Raw genomic sequence first — 12,931 nt, forward strand, 5'->3', positions numbered from 1 at the left:
CCCACACGCTTTTTTGTTCCTTTTTTTAGGAGCATTCAACTTTGATGTTTCTAAAATCTAGGAGGAAACAATGTTTGATTTTATACTAATGAACGATTTTACACTTTTAGTTATTGCCGTAATGTCTGTTGTGCTTGTTTCTACTATTCTTTGTGCTGTTCTTGCTGCCGCTATTCAATCTGAGATTGAAAGCTATTTAAAGCAAAGACGCTACAAAAAATGCTTGTTCTTGAGGGAAAGCTCGATTTCTTTGCGAGTAGGCGACTTCAAAGCAAACCATATAGCAAGGCTTATTTTTTCTTTGACAGACAATGTGAATCGGGAATACTTGCTTTACTTCCTTATTGGCGTGAGTTCAATCAGGAAAAATATCGCTATGTTACTAAGGCACAACATACGAGATTGCCAAACTTTTAGTCTTTTTAGACTTTTACACTAAAAAGTCTATTTTATAGACTTTTCTTACATTTTTATGTTATACTCAAGGAGACATAATGCTAGAATTGTTTAAAAACATTAATTTAGGTTTTTTCGTCAATAGCACTTATGGGCTTATGAATGGAAATTTTACCTTTCTTAATGTTATGTTAGCTGTGGTTAGCACCATTGCAATGGGTGCTTGTATCATTTTTGAAAAAAAGGAGAAATAATGACAGGAGATGGTTTTACCCTTGTTTGCATAGGCTTTAGTCTTTTTACTATTGCTTATGTAGCTTATCAATATCTTAAGCTTAAAAAAACAGAAAAGAAAAATAAAGCTTAACTCTCATTAATGGCTTTTAGCTAAGCCATTCTCTCCCTTTTTACTTTCAAACACTTTCTCACAATCCCTTTTGGGATTGCTTTGTTTTGTTTTAAACAAGCAAAATAAGAGCATATCCCTTATAGGGTTAGGTATGTTCTCTTTTGTTTGTTTAAGACAAAAGTCTTAAATTTTTTTGAAAGGAGAACATCACAATGTTCAATCAAATCCAAGTTTTAGGTAATCTTACAAAAGATATAGAGTTGAGTTATACTCAATCAGGAAATGCTTTTGCAAAAGGTTCAGTTGCTTCCAATCGTAAATATAAAACCAAAAATGGCGAAGAAAGACAAGAAACAACATTCTTGAATTTCATTGCTAGTGGTAAAATTGCTGAAATATGCAATCAATACCTTAAAAAAGGTTCTAAAGTATTTATGACAGGTCGCTTATCTCAAAATAACTATACTGATAAAAATGGCAATAGTCAAACTTCTTATCAGATAGTTGTTGAGAAAATTCAATTCCTTGATGTAAAGCCACAAAGCAATAGTAATGCTTCTAATCAAGCTATCCAGCCAAATGCTAATCATCAAGGTGTAAAACAAGCTCCTGCTCCTGCTGCTTCTAATACTGAAGTTAGTAATACAGATTCTGATGATGAAGTGGGAGAGGAACTTCCTTTTTAGGTTGTTGCCCAAACTTTAGCTCCTTTTTGGAGCTAATCTTTTTTTCTACTCCACATCAAAGAGTAAAATTCAACTTCAAATTTTTTAACTTTCGCATTTTTATGCTACAATACAAGGAAAGAATATGCAAGGAAACACTATGCAAAAAGATTATTTAAGTGACGGTGCCAAAGCTCTTGTAGCAATTTTTATTAAAGAACAAACTGAAGAATCAGCCATTAAAATGCTTAATGAGATAAGCAGGCAAAATGTTCTTAGTTCTGAAAATATAAAAAATATTGCTATAGATGAAATTCGCAAAGAGCTTTGGAATCTCGTAACAAAAGATGAGTTTAAAGCTGAGATTAAAGCCTTAAGGGCTGAGACTTTAGCTACTAAAAATGAGTTAAAAGCTGAAATTGCTGAAGTAAAAGCTGAACTTAAAGCTGAAATTGCTGAAGCAAGGACTGAGCTTAAAGAAGATATCAATAAGCTTAAGTATCAAGGTATTTTTTGGCTTATGGGTACTGCTGTTGCTACTGTTGTAACTATAGTCGGTGCAGTTTGGGTAATGCTTTCATTTGCTTTAAGTAATATCGCTTAACTTGCTCATTGCTCATTAAATCACACTCCACCCTCGTTGAGGATAAAAGTTTTATCCTTATAGAGGGATACTATGCTTTTATCCTTTCATCATTTTGAGCTTTGATAAGTTCTTCTTTGAAAGGAAAATTTATGTCAAATCAAACTTCAGTAAATAAATTTGAAGCATTTATTGCTACAAATTTACCAAAAGCACTTAAAAAAGCAAGTGAAGATAGTTTAGGCGATAGAAGCACTTATGTTGGTTCATCTGACATTGGTGGTTGCTTACGCAAAGCCTATTTAGACAAAATTTCAGAAACAAATTATGACTTAGCAACACTGATCAGGTTTCAGCGTGGACATATTTCTGAAAATATAGTTGCTGCTATGCTTGATGGATTAAATTATGATAAACAAGTTGAGTGCAAAACTGAATTTGAGGGCTTTGAGCTAAAATCTCATATTGATTTTTTGCTTAAAGCTCCAAAAGAATTGGTAATAGTTGAGACTAAAAGCGTGCAAAGTGAAGTTGACGCCCCTTATCCATCTTGGGTATTTCAGGTGCAATATCAGCTTCATCTTTTAAAACAAAGCACAAATAAGCCTTTAAGAGCCTTTGTTATTGCATTAAATATTAATACAGGTTGGCATAAGGTTTTTGATGTGTCTTATAACGCTACTCTAGCTGAACTTGCGCTTAGCAATGCTAAAAAATTAATTCAAGCTTTGCAAACAAAAATAGAACCTGAACCTAAAGAACAGCTTTATTGCTCTACTTGCCCTCATAAAGCAAGTTGTCCTTTATTCACTAAAGGAGTGCAAACTCTTAGTGATGACGCTTTGATACTTGGTAGGAAACTTACTGAACTTCACACCAAGAAAAAAGAAGTTGAAAAGGCTTTGGAGCAAGCTAAAGTTGAGTTTGAGAACTTAATGAGGTCTTTAGAACTAAGTAGAGTTAAGGTTGATGAAAATCTTATTTCACTTAGTAAAGATAGCACTAGCGTGAGTTTTGATACAAAGGCTTTAAAAGACAGCGAACCTGAGCTTTATGAAAGTCTTTATGCAAAATATCAAAAAACTATAAATCGCAAAGGTTATTTGAGCATTAAGTGATTTAAACACTATTTGCAGCCCTAGTTGGGATAGATTTATCCTAGCTAGGATATTTCTATCCTTTAAATCAATTTTTAAAGGAGACTACAAAATGATAGTAAGTTTAGCAAAATACGATTACACATTAGACGAATTCAGTGTTATGTATAAAGACATAAAAATAGCTTTTTACAATAAAACTAAAAAATATTGTAGGAACTTTGCTAGAAATTTTGTGAGAGAGCATTGTGAACTCGCAGATTGTGATAATGCTTTAAAAAGGCATATATATGATTTTTGCAAAGATGAAATTCTATATTTTTTAATCCAAGAACTAAGTAATGAATTTTGCAAAAAAGTAAGGCTTGATAATCAATTCAAGCCAAAACTAACAGAGCAAGAGATAAAAGACTGCATAGCATATTTCAAAGATAAAGATATACACGCTTATGAAAATGATGGCAAAGTTTATGTGAATTTTGACTTAGAAGATCAGTGTGTAGAAATTTCAGCCGATGAGATTATGGAGCGTGCAGATATTTTTAATCGTGAGAATGAATAAACTTAATTTTTAAGGAGAAACAAATGAAAACAAGATTTACCCAAAGAGATAACAATATTGAGCTTGCTTTTAGGCGTGAAATATCCTTGCATACAAGGATAAGTAAAGATAAAAGCAAGTTTAGTCGTAAAATTAAGCATAAAAATAAAATTTATGCTTAAACTCTTTTAAATCTTAGCCCAAGTTGGGGATATTATGCCCCATTATGGGTATTTTATCCTCTTTTTTTACTTTTTATTTCAAAGGATTTTTAATGTCAACAAGATCAAATATAGGTTATGTAGAAGATGGAAAAGCTAAGGTTGTGTATTGTCATAGCGATGGTTATTTAGAGTGGAATGGAAAGCTTCTTTTTAAACATTTTAATAGTTTAGAAAAAGCAAAGGAAATTGTTGTTCTAGGTGATCTATCTTTTTTGGAAGAGAAACTTTACCCAAGTGATGGTATAGAACATAGCTTCGACAAAAGAGAATCTGGTGTTACAGTAGCTTGTCATAGAGATAGAGGAGAAGAACTAGAAATTAATGAATATGAAGTTTCAAAAACTAATCCTCTTGAAGACTTGAAAAAGTTGAATTCGTTTACAATAGAGTATGTGTATATATTCTACCAAAACCAATGGTGGGTTAAACACATATCTGTAAATCACTTCGTTTTGCTTAAAGATGAGTTAAATAAGCTTAAAGATTGACTTTAAGTTTATTTTAAAAGGAGTAATTTATGACACTTAAAGAATTTATTTTTGATGACATAAGGCATAATCGCTATTTTCGTAGTGAATGAGAGGCTTTAGCTTTTGGTTTTATTAGAGATGACGATTTGGATATTTTTCCAAAACTTAACGCTTATCCTCAACTCATCAAAGAAATAAATATTGATACTTCAGATAATGATTTGATCGATAATTTTAACAATCTTCTTAACAAACATTGTTATTTTTTAAGGAAAAATAGCTTTTTGAGAACCTATCTTGAAAAGTATATTAGCTTTGATATGGCTGTAAATATTGCAATTAGGATAGAATATTGTTCTTATAGCAATGAAGTTTTTTTACTTTCTAATGAAAATAATAAACTTTACAAAGCAAGAAAGATTGAAAATCCATGATTTGCAAAATTATTGCTTGATATAGCAAGGCTTGTTAGAAGAACTTATGAGATAGTTGCTCGGTCTTATTATGAAGAATATTTAAGACATTATTGCAATAAAGACGAACTCAAACAAGGTGCCTAAAATTTAATTTTTTTAGGTTTATTTTTAATTTTTACTACACTAATTAAGGAGAAAAATGTTTAAAGATGAAATCGAAATACCAAACAAAGAGCAGTTTGCTAAATTTGTAAAATTTCGAAATACAGTTGTCAAAAAGATCAAAAAAGATGGAATATATGCTTACAAAATGGAAGCACCTCGCCCTTTTCTTAAACGAAAGGCTAGAGACATTCTTTCTTATAAGGGTCTTGATTATGATGAGCGAAAGATGGCCGATAGGCTGTTTGCAGAGTTTGAATTGTATGTTGATACAAATCTTATTTAAACAAACATAGCTCGATAAAATTTAAAAGTCTTTTTAAATTATTACAACCCTCGTTGAGGATAAAAGTTTTATCCTCAATAGGGGATTACTATACTTTTATCCTTTCATCATTTTGAGCTTTGACAGGCTCGTTCTTTTGAAAGGAAAACACTATGTCAAATTTACAAATCATCAAACATACTACCGATACTTGGTTAAACAAAGAAGAAATAGAATTTGTTAAAAAACAATTCTTTCCTCAAACAGCAAATGAGCTTGATATTGCTTATTGCTTAGAAATTGCCAAACAATTTAATCTCAACCCAATCACAAAACAAATCTTTTTTGTGCCTCGTAGAGCTAAAAGTGATAATGGTGTGTGGGTAGAAAAGGTTGAACCTCTTGTTGGTAGAGATGGCTTTTTAGCCATAGCTCATAAATCAGGAGAATTTGGTGGTATACAAACAAAGGCTTTCATCAAGGAAGTTCCTAAACTTATAAATAACAAGTGGAAAATGGAAAGTGATCTGGTTGCAGTTTGCGAGGTCTTTAAAAAAGGTTGCGAAAAACCTTTTACTGCTGAAGTGTCATATGGAGAATATGTTCAATTCACAAATCAAGGCAAGCCTACACAATTTTGGCAGAGTAAGCCTGAAACAATGATAAAAAAAGTTGCAGAGTCTCAAGCCTTGCGTAAAGCTTTTAATATCAGTGGTTTAATGGCTCTTGAAGAAGTTGGCATTGGCACGCAAAATGCAAATGGCGAAATAGTAATTGATACTCAAACCATTGAAGCAAGTGTAGATATACAAGCCGAAAATGCAAAACTCATTAAACAAGAACAAGTTGCCCTAGAAGCACTTGGTCTTAAATATGAGTATAAAGATGGTTGGATTAAGGTTGTAGGTTCTACTTATGGGCTTAGCGATACTCTTATAGGTCTTAATTATTCTTTTTACAAGGATAAGGCTATTTGGGCTAAAAAACTCACTGCTTAAACACTTCATCTCAGTTGTGGATTTTGTAAATCTTATGATGGCTCTTGGCTCCCTAATTATAATAGCAATACCAAAAAAACTTCCTTAAAATCTTATACATAATATGTCAAATTACAAGATACCTATCTTTTTAAAGATGGTAAATGGCATAGATGTAGCTTTTCATTCAAATGGGAAATTTTATCTGAGTGATTAAAAAAACGAAAATATCCACCAGAGCCTAGAATTGAAGTTTGCAGAATTTATGCAACTGAATACACCATTTCTATAAAAGAATATGAAGAGTACTTTAAAGATAGGGAAGTTTCTCAATTGTTATTTAAGGAATTTTTACAAAAGAAAAAGGAGAGACATTGAACAAATTACCCATTATACCAACCAAACATTTCATAGATCAACTCGGAGAAAGATATTTTGACTTATCGGTTATAAATTTAATTTATATCGAGATAGCTAAAAATACTAATCCGCATTGCAATCTTTTTGAAGTAAGTAATGGAACAGCTACCATTGTCGCTAAATTTGAGCGTGAAAAAGGTGTAGTAAAGCTTATTACAGGTTGGAAAGGAAATCGAAGAAAAGAAAGTTTTGACAAACTTTAGTTGCTCTTTTAAGAGTCTTATGCTTGGAAAAGCTTAAAGTCTTAAATTTTTATTTTAGAGACTTTGGGTTTGTTTATTTTGCACAAAGGATACACAATGACATTAAATATTTTTATTAACAATTCAAAAAGTGCTAAAGCTTTGCCACAACATAAAGCAGATGACAATGTAATATACTATTTTAATAGGGATTATACCGAAAGTAGCGAAGAAACATTGTATGAGCGTTTATTTAAAGAGCTGAAGCAACTTCTTGATAAGGCAGGAAAAGATTTTTCTCGCTTAGGTAGAGTTCGTGTAGTTATTAGAGAAAGTAGCCTTGATCAAAGTGTTACTTTTAGAATGACTGATGAAAACAAATTTGGCGTGTTTAAAAATTGGGTTAATGGCAATAATATTTCTCCTAAAATGTGGAATATTTGGTTCAAACTCAATAATTACTTACTTGACTTAGAGGAGGTAGCATAATGCAAGAATTAACACAAGAAATTATTGATGAGCTTAACAAAGATTATGGTAGTGAGTGTTTTACATTTAGTAAAAAAGGCTTTACTATCAAATACACAGGAGCCTTAAAAGAATGGTTTAAAGAATGGGATTTAAATGAACAAGGTTTTAATAGAGAATCTATCTCATCAGAGATGGATTTTGCTAATAATTTTGGAGATTTTAGAGATCATTTTTTAATTCCTAATGGTATGGATTTAGTAGATTATTGCCCTGACAATGACTTGCTTTATCCAAATTGTTTTGGAATTACTAACGCTCCTATGTTTGGCTTTGGAGGGTTTTTCGCTTTTAACTCTGATCCTGATGCTAATTTAAAACCAAGATATGTATTTCTATATTTTAATAGCTATCTTGTTTTGGATTGGCTTAAGGAGCTTTTAGAGCAAGGAGAAGTTACTTTTGAAACTTTTATCAATAATGAAGACGACTAGTTTTTAAGGTAATACTCACAAACAATTTTTTAGTTGCCTTTTATAGGCTTTTACACTACACCCACAGGGGATAGCTTTATCCTCTTTGGGATTTTGTCTATTTCTTGTGAGGTTTTTGCAAGAAAGGACAAAAATGCAAACTTCAACATTATTAGTTGCTGATAACAGTAGCTTCATCACTTTAGTTGCCTCAAAAATAGCTAGAGCCTTAGCTTATAAAGAAGCTAAAAAAACTAAACAATCTGTTGATTTTCTTATCTCTTTGTTTTCTAGGCAAGTAAAAAATAGCATTAAAACTACCACTCATTTTGTGGATAGAGTAGTGCAACGCTTTACTGCTGAAGAAGCAGATATTCTTTACACTGCTATTTCAAGGGCTGTTCGCAATACCAAACCTTTGGAAAATGGTCGTTATCATAACGCAGTATCTCAAAAATTTGTTGATGACTCAGGCATAGTTATAGTGCTTGAAAGACAAGGTGAATTGGGAGCTGTTTTGGTAACTACTTATAAGCAAGGTGGAGAGAATTTATTAAGCGATGAAGAAGTAATGGACTTAAGAAAGAGAGGTATTTTATGAGCTTAGTGTGTATTTTAGGCTATATAAGCTTATTCTACCTAGCTCTTTGTCTTATTTTAAGCTTGATTTCTTGGGCTGTAAATAAGACTATGCAGCAAAATCTGAGATTATGGAAGCCTATACGCTCTTTGCGTTGGTTTCTAACTCAGCCTTTGCTATGGCTAGAAGAACTCTTAGAAAACAAAAATTAACTAAAAACAAAGGAGAAATTATGGTTATTAAAATAGTAGAAGAAAAGAGTAGAGTGCTTGAGTTTGGTAAGATTGATTACCATAACATAGGAAGAAAAATTAATGCAGTAAGTGTTAATTTTGGCCTTAAAGTGATGAGTGATGGAACTTACCGCTTTAGTGTATGTGGAGATATCTGGAATTTAAAAAGGACAGATGTCATTCATTGTGGTCAATGCCTTGATGCCAAAGAGCTCGATAAACTTGCAAAAGAACATAAAAGTTTTGCACTTATTAGAGAACTTTGGAGCAAGTATCATTTAAATGACTTGCACGCAGGCACTAAAGAACAAGAGGAAGCTTTAGCTATGGCTTATGAAAAAGGTGCTTTGAGAAAAAACTCAGATTATGATGAAAGATGCGAGTATCTTAAAAGCATAGGTTTGTATGAGGTTAAACATAAGGGATCGCTTTATCGTTATGGTAGTGCTTGGCTTTTTAGTCCAATCCCTGATGATGCACTTGAACAAATCAATCTTATCTTAGATAAGACTAAGTCAATACTAGAGCTTGATGCTTTGCTTTAAAGGAGAAGAACAATGTCACAAACTAATACTGATGAAATAATATATTGCGTTCCATCAGCAGAAAAAAGAAAAGATGTGTATGAATCAATAAGGCGTAAATTAAATGAAAAGTGTAGAGGAGTTGCTAGAGGCTTTTTCAAAAGTATAGAAGAATCCGCTTTTAAATACTACAATGACTTAATTTTAGATGATATTTGTGATTTTTTAAATTTAAGTTTTGGTGTATATGACTCTGAGGAATTTGAGCTTGATGAAGAACAACTTGTGCTTACAGCAGGTTGGGGAACTGTAAAACATAAAAATAGGATTTGTGTTGAATTTTTTATTTATAAAAATGAAGCCAATCCTAACTTAGAGCGTTTAATTTATTTGCCAATTAAAACAAAGGTTAATGAGGCTATTGACAAGATAATACAAGCAGTGCAAGCTTATAAATCCGAATCTAAAGAGCCAACTTTGTTTTAATGTTTTGCACATAAGTTGAGAATGATTTATTTATTCTCTTATTTCTACACAATTTTACACATTTAAAAGGAGAAACAATGGGTTACAGAGCACATTTAGTTGCAAAAAGAGTAGTTGAGTATAGAGGTTCTTTATATGAAGATAACTACGACAAATTAAGTGAGTTTTTTGAAAGACTTGGAGTTCAGTATTACAACACTGAAAATCAAGAATATCTCGAAGTTGATACAGAGGATTTGCTCGCTCTTAAAGACAAGCTTGATAGCTTAGAACTTAATGAGCAAGAAAGAGTCGATCTTTCTGATTTAATTCGTATCGCAGAAACAGCTCAATATGCTAGAGATGATGGTTTTGTTCGTATTGAGTGGTTTTGAAGTTTTTATTCAAGAATCTAAGGAGTTACAATGATGAAAGATAAAGCACTATTTAAATATTATATGTATTACACCATTATGCCTACCTCTATTAATTTGGGAGTAAGGTTTAATGTCTTGAGATTAGAAGTTCCAGAAAAAACTTGCCTATTGTTAGACAAAGCATATGAGAATCTTGCTGAAGCTTTAGAATGCAAAAAGCATTTGCTAAAATCTTATGCAAGATGTATTATATCTCATAGAGATGATTTGCAGTCTTGTTGCTGCAAATTTAAGATGGTTTATAAGTATTTTTCTGGTATAAAAAAAGGTCAAGAGTTAAGCAAAGAAGAAATTGAAGCCCACTTGGCTTTTGTAAATTCTATTGATTCTGCTCTATCTTAAACCTTTTTACTTTTATTCTTAACTCACACATAACCCCAAGTTTAGGGATTTGCAAAAGTCCCTATAGGGATTATTACGCACTGCCCTTTCATTATTTTTTAAAAAGGAAAATTATGCAAAATCAAACACTTAAAACAAAAATAAGTAAAGAAATTATCGACTTTATCTCTTTGATAAGTTTATTTTTTCTTTCTATGGTTATTTTTGCTTTTGTAGGTTGCCCTCTTATTGCTGGTATAAGTCTTTTACTTATTTATATATTAAGTGTGTCTTACACAATAAGATGGCTTTTTTTAGGAGCTTTAGCTCTTTATAAAAATTTAAAATCTCACCAAAAAAAGGAGACAAAATGAAATTAGAAGATTTTTCAAAGTTAGAAGTGCCAAGTATGTATAAAGTTCTTGATGCTATGCTTAAACCTTTAGAAGTGCATTGTTTTTCTTCAAGAGATAAGAGCATAGCTGAGTTTGAGCTTGATGAGCTTAAAGAGGGCTATGAAAGCATTAAATTTTGTTTAATAGATGAAGATGGACATATCCAAAGAGATACTATAAGCCAAGCTTATGTGCTTAATGGTGTCAATTCTCATAAGCAAGCTCTTATAGCATACTTTAAAACACTCTTTCTTTGATTTCTTTTGCTTATTCCAACAACACTCTTAGTAGGTAATAAAACCTACTTTAATATTATTTTGCATTTTATAAAGGAGAAATTATGCAAATTATATTAGCTTATACCAATAGCGATACACTCATTCCTGAGCTTAAAATTTTTTCCAGCAAAGAGTTTGCTAGAAAAGATATAAAAGAGCATTTAGAGCATTTAGATACTAAAAATTGTCAAGTTATTTCTGATGAAGAAATAGATGAGCTTTTAAGGGATTTAAATTGCAAAAAAGCTATTTGGGGAACTTTATATAGTAGCAATAATGATTGCTATGAAATAGCTGCTACAGGCTTGCTTATAGGAGATAAAAAATGAGTAAGAGCTTGGTTGATGAATTTCAAAGTTTGATAAGTCCTTTTTCAGATCAAGAAGTTCAAAGAGCGATAAAAACTCTTTATGTTGTTTATAACGACAGAATGGACTTGGAATTAAAAGATTGCCCAAATCATCTTTACAATCTTATCAATGAAGCACTTATTGCTCGAGTTTATGAGAGTTTAGCAGAAGTAAATCTTATGCAGATTATTCTTGATAAGCTTAAAGACGAAGATTTTATTGAATCTGTAGCTTTAGAGCTTGATAAGGTTTGTAATGTAGGCTATCTTGGCTACAAGATGGACTATATTGATGAGGGACAAACAGAGCAATTTCTTTTTTACTTGATAAGGATTGGTATGAGACGCTTACAAAGGATTATAAAGAAAGATTTAGCAAACTACCAGCTTGGGCACATTTTTTCTTTAAAAATGCCAAATTGGTTGATTATAACACATATTTTAAAGGACTCTAAATGAAATATGATTTGGAAACTTTAGCTCGTATACCCATAAAAGATGTTTTAGAAGCTCTTGGAGCAGTTCCTGCTAGAAATGGTAGGAATTTTCATTGCTTTAATGTGGCTTTGCATAAAGATAATGATAGGAATGCCTCTATGGCAGTCTATGAAAGGACAAATTCTTGCTCTTGCTTTGCGTGCGGTATTTCAGGCACACCTATAAATATTACTAAGGCGTTTTTCAATGGGGATTTTAAACAAGCTGCTGAGTTTTTACATTCGCACTTTAACATACCAACTCTTGATAATAATATTGTCAAGCAGGTTAAAGTAGCTTTTACACCAAAAATTACAAAAGAAAAAGTCTATATGATTTTTGATGAAAATAAAGAGTATGCGGACATTAAAGTTTTAGATGCTTATCTTAGTCTTTATCCTAGAATGAGTGAGGCTCAAAAGCTAAAACTTATTTATACTTCTTTATATAGGTTTTCACTTAAAACCAATCAAAAACCAAAAGAAAGCTATTACCTTAAACGAGGTATTACCAAACTTCACTTGGTCGATAAAATAGGCTTTTTAAGTTACAATGATGTCAAAACCTTAGAAAAATACTTGCTAGAACGCTTTCCTTTAGAAGATTTAATCCGCTTTAAGCTTTTCTCAAAGATAAGGAATACTTTTAATTATGCTTTTAATATAGCTGTTGTGCCAAATTTTGATTTATATTCAAATATGGTTGCAGGCTTTTCTTTTAGAAGTATAGATAGCTCTTATAAAGGAGCTAAAGAAGTTAATATTTCTTGCTCTGATATAGTCTATCCTATGCCTTTTGGCTTAGAAAATGAAAGTTTGAGAATGTCTAAGTGGATATGGATTTGCGAGGGACACATCGACTTGCTTTCTTTAAGGCAATATTATGAAAACTCAGATGATGTATGCTTTATCGCTTTTAATGGCGTATTTGCTTATAAAGAAGAGTTTTTAACCTTATTAAAAGGTAAGAGTAGAATAGTAATAAGTTTTGACAAAGATGAGGCTGGTATTAATGGCGAAAAGGCACTAAGAGAACATTTAAATTTACTTAGAATACCTAATCTCACTGCAAGGTGGGACTGTGTAGATGGGATAGACTTAAATGATTTATTGTGTGCTAAAAAGCTAAATACCCTAACATTTGATGAAGCTACGTAGCTTCATCTTTACACGAAAGGAAAAATA

General features: G+C 31.7%; 25 protein-coding genes. All 25 read left to right on the forward strand.

All coding sequences use genetic code 11. The annotated features are described in order from the left end of the window. Positions 1–70: 70 nt before the first annotated feature. Positions 71–439, forward strand: coding sequence for a hypothetical protein (locus DMB91_RS04010; RefSeq protein ID WP_034906953.1), 369 nt, complete (start codon positions 71–73; stop codon positions 437–439). Positions 440–494: 55 nt separating this feature from the next. Beyond that, positions 495–650, forward strand: a complete 156-nt coding sequence (locus DMB91_RS08835) for a hypothetical protein (protein ID WP_156104148.1) — start codon at positions 495–497, stop codon at positions 648–650. Positions 651–957: 307 nt separating this feature from the next. Then, positions 958–1,431 (forward strand): single-stranded DNA-binding protein, encoded by a 474-nt coding sequence (locus tag DMB91_RS04015; protein ID WP_034906951.1) that lies wholly within the window; start codon positions 958–960, stop codon positions 1,429–1,431. A 139-nt stretch (positions 1,432–1,570) separates the two neighbouring features. Next, on the forward strand, positions 1,571–2,014 hold the full coding sequence (locus tag DMB91_RS04020; RefSeq protein WP_143116822.1) for a hypothetical protein: 444 nt from the start codon (positions 1,571–1,573) through the stop codon (positions 2,012–2,014). A 131-nt stretch (positions 2,015–2,145) separates the two neighbouring features. Further along, positions 2,146–3,111 (forward strand): PD-(D/E)XK nuclease family protein, encoded by a 966-nt coding sequence (locus DMB91_RS04025; RefSeq protein ID WP_034902776.1) that lies wholly within the window; start codon positions 2,146–2,148, stop codon positions 3,109–3,111. Between the two features lie 91 nt (positions 3,112–3,202). After that, positions 3,203–3,652, forward strand: coding sequence for a hypothetical protein (locus DMB91_RS04030; protein WP_034902779.1), 450 nt, complete (start codon positions 3,203–3,205; stop codon positions 3,650–3,652). Between the two features lie 23 nt (positions 3,653–3,675). Continuing rightward, positions 3,676–3,813: a hypothetical protein gene (locus DMB91_RS08840; protein ID WP_185900257.1), complete on the forward strand. Its 138-nt coding sequence runs from the start codon at positions 3,676–3,678 to the stop codon at positions 3,811–3,813. A gap of 92 nt (positions 3,814–3,905) precedes the next feature. Beyond that, positions 3,906–4,343 (forward strand): hypothetical protein, encoded by a 438-nt coding sequence (locus DMB91_RS04035; RefSeq protein ID WP_034902782.1) that lies wholly within the window; start codon positions 3,906–3,908, stop codon positions 4,341–4,343. A gap of 128 nt (positions 4,344–4,471) precedes the next feature. Next, positions 4,472–4,759 (forward strand): hypothetical protein, encoded by a 288-nt coding sequence (locus DMB91_RS04040; RefSeq protein WP_034902785.1) that lies wholly within the window; start codon positions 4,472–4,474, stop codon positions 4,757–4,759. 181 nt (positions 4,760–4,940) lie between these two features. Beyond that, entirely contained in the window at positions 4,941–5,189 is a 249-nt protein-coding gene (locus tag DMB91_RS04045) for a hypothetical protein (RefSeq protein WP_034902788.1), read from the forward strand. A 152-nt stretch (positions 5,190–5,341) separates the two neighbouring features. Continuing rightward, a complete protein-coding gene (bet, locus tag DMB91_RS04050) occupies positions 5,342–6,166 on the forward strand; it encodes a phage recombination protein Bet (protein ID WP_034902791.1) in 825 nt (274 codons plus the stop codon). 353 nt (positions 6,167–6,519) lie between these two features. After that, entirely contained in the window at positions 6,520–6,768 is a 249-nt protein-coding gene (locus tag DMB91_RS04055) for a hypothetical protein (RefSeq protein WP_034902794.1), read from the forward strand. A gap of 96 nt (positions 6,769–6,864) precedes the next feature. After that, entirely contained in the window at positions 6,865–7,236 is a 372-nt protein-coding gene (locus DMB91_RS04060; protein WP_034902797.1) for a hypothetical protein, read from the forward strand. Next, on the forward strand, positions 7,236–7,709 hold the full coding sequence (locus DMB91_RS04065) for a hypothetical protein (RefSeq protein ID WP_034902800.1): 474 nt from the start codon (positions 7,236–7,238) through the stop codon (positions 7,707–7,709). Before DMB91_RS04060 ends, DMB91_RS04065 begins: the two co-directional genes overlap by 1 nt. A gap of 133 nt (positions 7,710–7,842) precedes the next feature. Beyond that, complete coding sequence (locus DMB91_RS04070; RefSeq protein WP_052043135.1) at positions 7,843–8,289, forward strand: hypothetical protein; 447 nt, start codon at positions 7,843–7,845, stop codon at positions 8,287–8,289. Beyond that, positions 8,286–8,480, forward strand: coding sequence for a hypothetical protein (locus DMB91_RS04075; RefSeq protein ID WP_052043136.1), 195 nt, complete (start codon positions 8,286–8,288; stop codon positions 8,478–8,480). Before DMB91_RS04070 ends, DMB91_RS04075 begins: the two co-directional genes overlap by 4 nt. Before the next feature lie 20 nt (positions 8,481–8,500). Continuing rightward, a complete protein-coding gene (locus DMB91_RS04080) occupies positions 8,501–9,046 on the forward strand; it encodes a hypothetical protein (protein ID WP_052043137.1) in 546 nt (181 codons plus the stop codon). Between the two features lie 12 nt (positions 9,047–9,058). After that, positions 9,059–9,511 carry a hypothetical protein gene (locus DMB91_RS04085; RefSeq protein ID WP_034902803.1) on the forward strand — a complete coding sequence of 151 codons (453 nt, stop codon included), beginning with the start codon at positions 9,059–9,061 and terminating at the stop codon, positions 9,509–9,511. 77 nt (positions 9,512–9,588) lie between these two features. Beyond that, positions 9,589–9,885 (forward strand): hypothetical protein, encoded by a 297-nt coding sequence (locus DMB91_RS04090; RefSeq protein ID WP_034902805.1) that lies wholly within the window; start codon positions 9,589–9,591, stop codon positions 9,883–9,885. A gap of 30 nt (positions 9,886–9,915) precedes the next feature. Then, the gene (locus DMB91_RS04095) at positions 9,916–10,269 is read left to right on the forward strand and encodes a hypothetical protein (protein WP_034902807.1); all 354 of its coding nucleotides are present in this window, start codon (positions 9,916–9,918) and stop codon (positions 10,267–10,269) included. 113 nt (positions 10,270–10,382) lie between these two features. Further along, the gene (locus DMB91_RS04100) at positions 10,383–10,622 is read left to right on the forward strand and encodes a hypothetical protein (RefSeq protein WP_034902810.1); all 240 of its coding nucleotides are present in this window, start codon (positions 10,383–10,385) and stop codon (positions 10,620–10,622) included. Beyond that, on the forward strand, positions 10,619–10,900 hold the full coding sequence (locus DMB91_RS04105) for a hypothetical protein (RefSeq protein ID WP_034902813.1): 282 nt from the start codon (positions 10,619–10,621) through the stop codon (positions 10,898–10,900). Before DMB91_RS04100 ends, DMB91_RS04105 begins: the two co-directional genes overlap by 4 nt. Before the next feature lie 83 nt (positions 10,901–10,983). Further along, entirely contained in the window at positions 10,984–11,250 is a 267-nt protein-coding gene (locus DMB91_RS04110) for a hypothetical protein (RefSeq protein ID WP_034902816.1), read from the forward strand. After that, positions 11,247–11,729: a hypothetical protein gene (locus tag DMB91_RS04115; RefSeq protein WP_034902818.1), complete on the forward strand. Its 483-nt coding sequence runs from the start codon at positions 11,247–11,249 to the stop codon at positions 11,727–11,729. The genes DMB91_RS04110 and DMB91_RS04115 overlap by 4 nt, the downstream gene beginning before the upstream one ends. After that, entirely contained in the window at positions 11,726–12,904 is a 1,179-nt protein-coding gene (locus DMB91_RS04120; RefSeq protein ID WP_034902820.1) for a toprim domain-containing protein, read from the forward strand. The genes DMB91_RS04115 and DMB91_RS04120 overlap by 4 nt, the downstream gene beginning before the upstream one ends. Positions 12,905–12,931 lie beyond the last annotated feature (27 nt).

Source organism: Campylobacter sp. MIT 97-5078 (assembly GCF_006864455.1).
Classification (GTDB): Bacteria; Campylobacterota; Campylobacteria; order Campylobacterales; family Campylobacteraceae; genus Campylobacter_D.

Coding starts and splice junctions, on each gene's coding strand:
- DMB91_RS04100 (WP_034902810.1), top strand. CDS start 10,383: ATGCAAAATCAAACACTTAAAACAAAAATAAGTAAAGAAATTATCGAC.
- DMB91_RS04075 (WP_052043136.1), top strand. CDS start 8,286: ATGAGCTTAGTGTGTATTTTAGGCTATATAAGCTTATTCTACCTAGCT.
- DMB91_RS04110 (WP_034902816.1), top strand. CDS start 10,984: ATGCAAATTATATTAGCTTATACCAATAGCGATACACTCATTCCTGAG.
- DMB91_RS04035 (WP_034902782.1), top strand. CDS start 3,906: ATGTCAACAAGATCAAATATAGGTTATGTAGAAGATGGAAAAGCTAAG.
- DMB91_RS04015 (WP_034906951.1), top strand. CDS start 958: ATGTTCAATCAAATCCAAGTTTTAGGTAATCTTACAAAAGATATAGAG.
- DMB91_RS04030 (WP_034902779.1), top strand. CDS start 3,203: ATGATAGTAAGTTTAGCAAAATACGATTACACATTAGACGAATTCAGT.
- DMB91_RS04080 (WP_052043137.1), top strand. CDS start 8,501: ATGGTTATTAAAATAGTAGAAGAAAAGAGTAGAGTGCTTGAGTTTGGT.
- DMB91_RS04090 (WP_034902805.1), top strand. CDS start 9,589: ATGGGTTACAGAGCACATTTAGTTGCAAAAAGAGTAGTTGAGTATAGA.
- DMB91_RS04020 (WP_143116822.1), top strand. CDS start 1,571: ATGCAAAAAGATTATTTAAGTGACGGTGCCAAAGCTCTTGTAGCAATT.
- DMB91_RS04025 (WP_034902776.1), top strand. CDS start 2,146: ATGTCAAATCAAACTTCAGTAAATAAATTTGAAGCATTTATTGCTACA.
- DMB91_RS04095 (WP_034902807.1), top strand. CDS start 9,916: ATGATGAAAGATAAAGCACTATTTAAATATTATATGTATTACACCATT.
- DMB91_RS04115 (WP_034902818.1), top strand. CDS start 11,247: ATGAGTAAGAGCTTGGTTGATGAATTTCAAAGTTTGATAAGTCCTTTT.
- DMB91_RS04070 (WP_052043135.1), top strand. CDS start 7,843: ATGCAAACTTCAACATTATTAGTTGCTGATAACAGTAGCTTCATCACT.
- bet (WP_034902791.1), top strand. CDS start 5,342: ATGTCAAATTTACAAATCATCAAACATACTACCGATACTTGGTTAAAC.
- DMB91_RS08840 (WP_185900257.1), top strand. CDS start 3,676: ATGAAAACAAGATTTACCCAAAGAGATAACAATATTGAGCTTGCTTTT.
- DMB91_RS04085 (WP_034902803.1), top strand. CDS start 9,059: ATGTCACAAACTAATACTGATGAAATAATATATTGCGTTCCATCAGCA.
- DMB91_RS04120 (WP_034902820.1), top strand. CDS start 11,726: ATGAAATATGATTTGGAAACTTTAGCTCGTATACCCATAAAAGATGTT.
- DMB91_RS04065 (WP_034902800.1), top strand. CDS start 7,236: ATGCAAGAATTAACACAAGAAATTATTGATGAGCTTAACAAAGATTAT.
- DMB91_RS04060 (WP_034902797.1), top strand. CDS start 6,865: ATGACATTAAATATTTTTATTAACAATTCAAAAAGTGCTAAAGCTTTG.
- DMB91_RS08835 (WP_156104148.1), top strand. CDS start 495: ATGCTAGAATTGTTTAAAAACATTAATTTAGGTTTTTTCGTCAATAGC.
- DMB91_RS04105 (WP_034902813.1), top strand. CDS start 10,619: ATGAAATTAGAAGATTTTTCAAAGTTAGAAGTGCCAAGTATGTATAAA.
- DMB91_RS04045 (WP_034902788.1), top strand. CDS start 4,941: ATGTTTAAAGATGAAATCGAAATACCAAACAAAGAGCAGTTTGCTAAA.
- DMB91_RS04010 (WP_034906953.1), top strand. CDS start 71: ATGTTTGATTTTATACTAATGAACGATTTTACACTTTTAGTTATTGCC.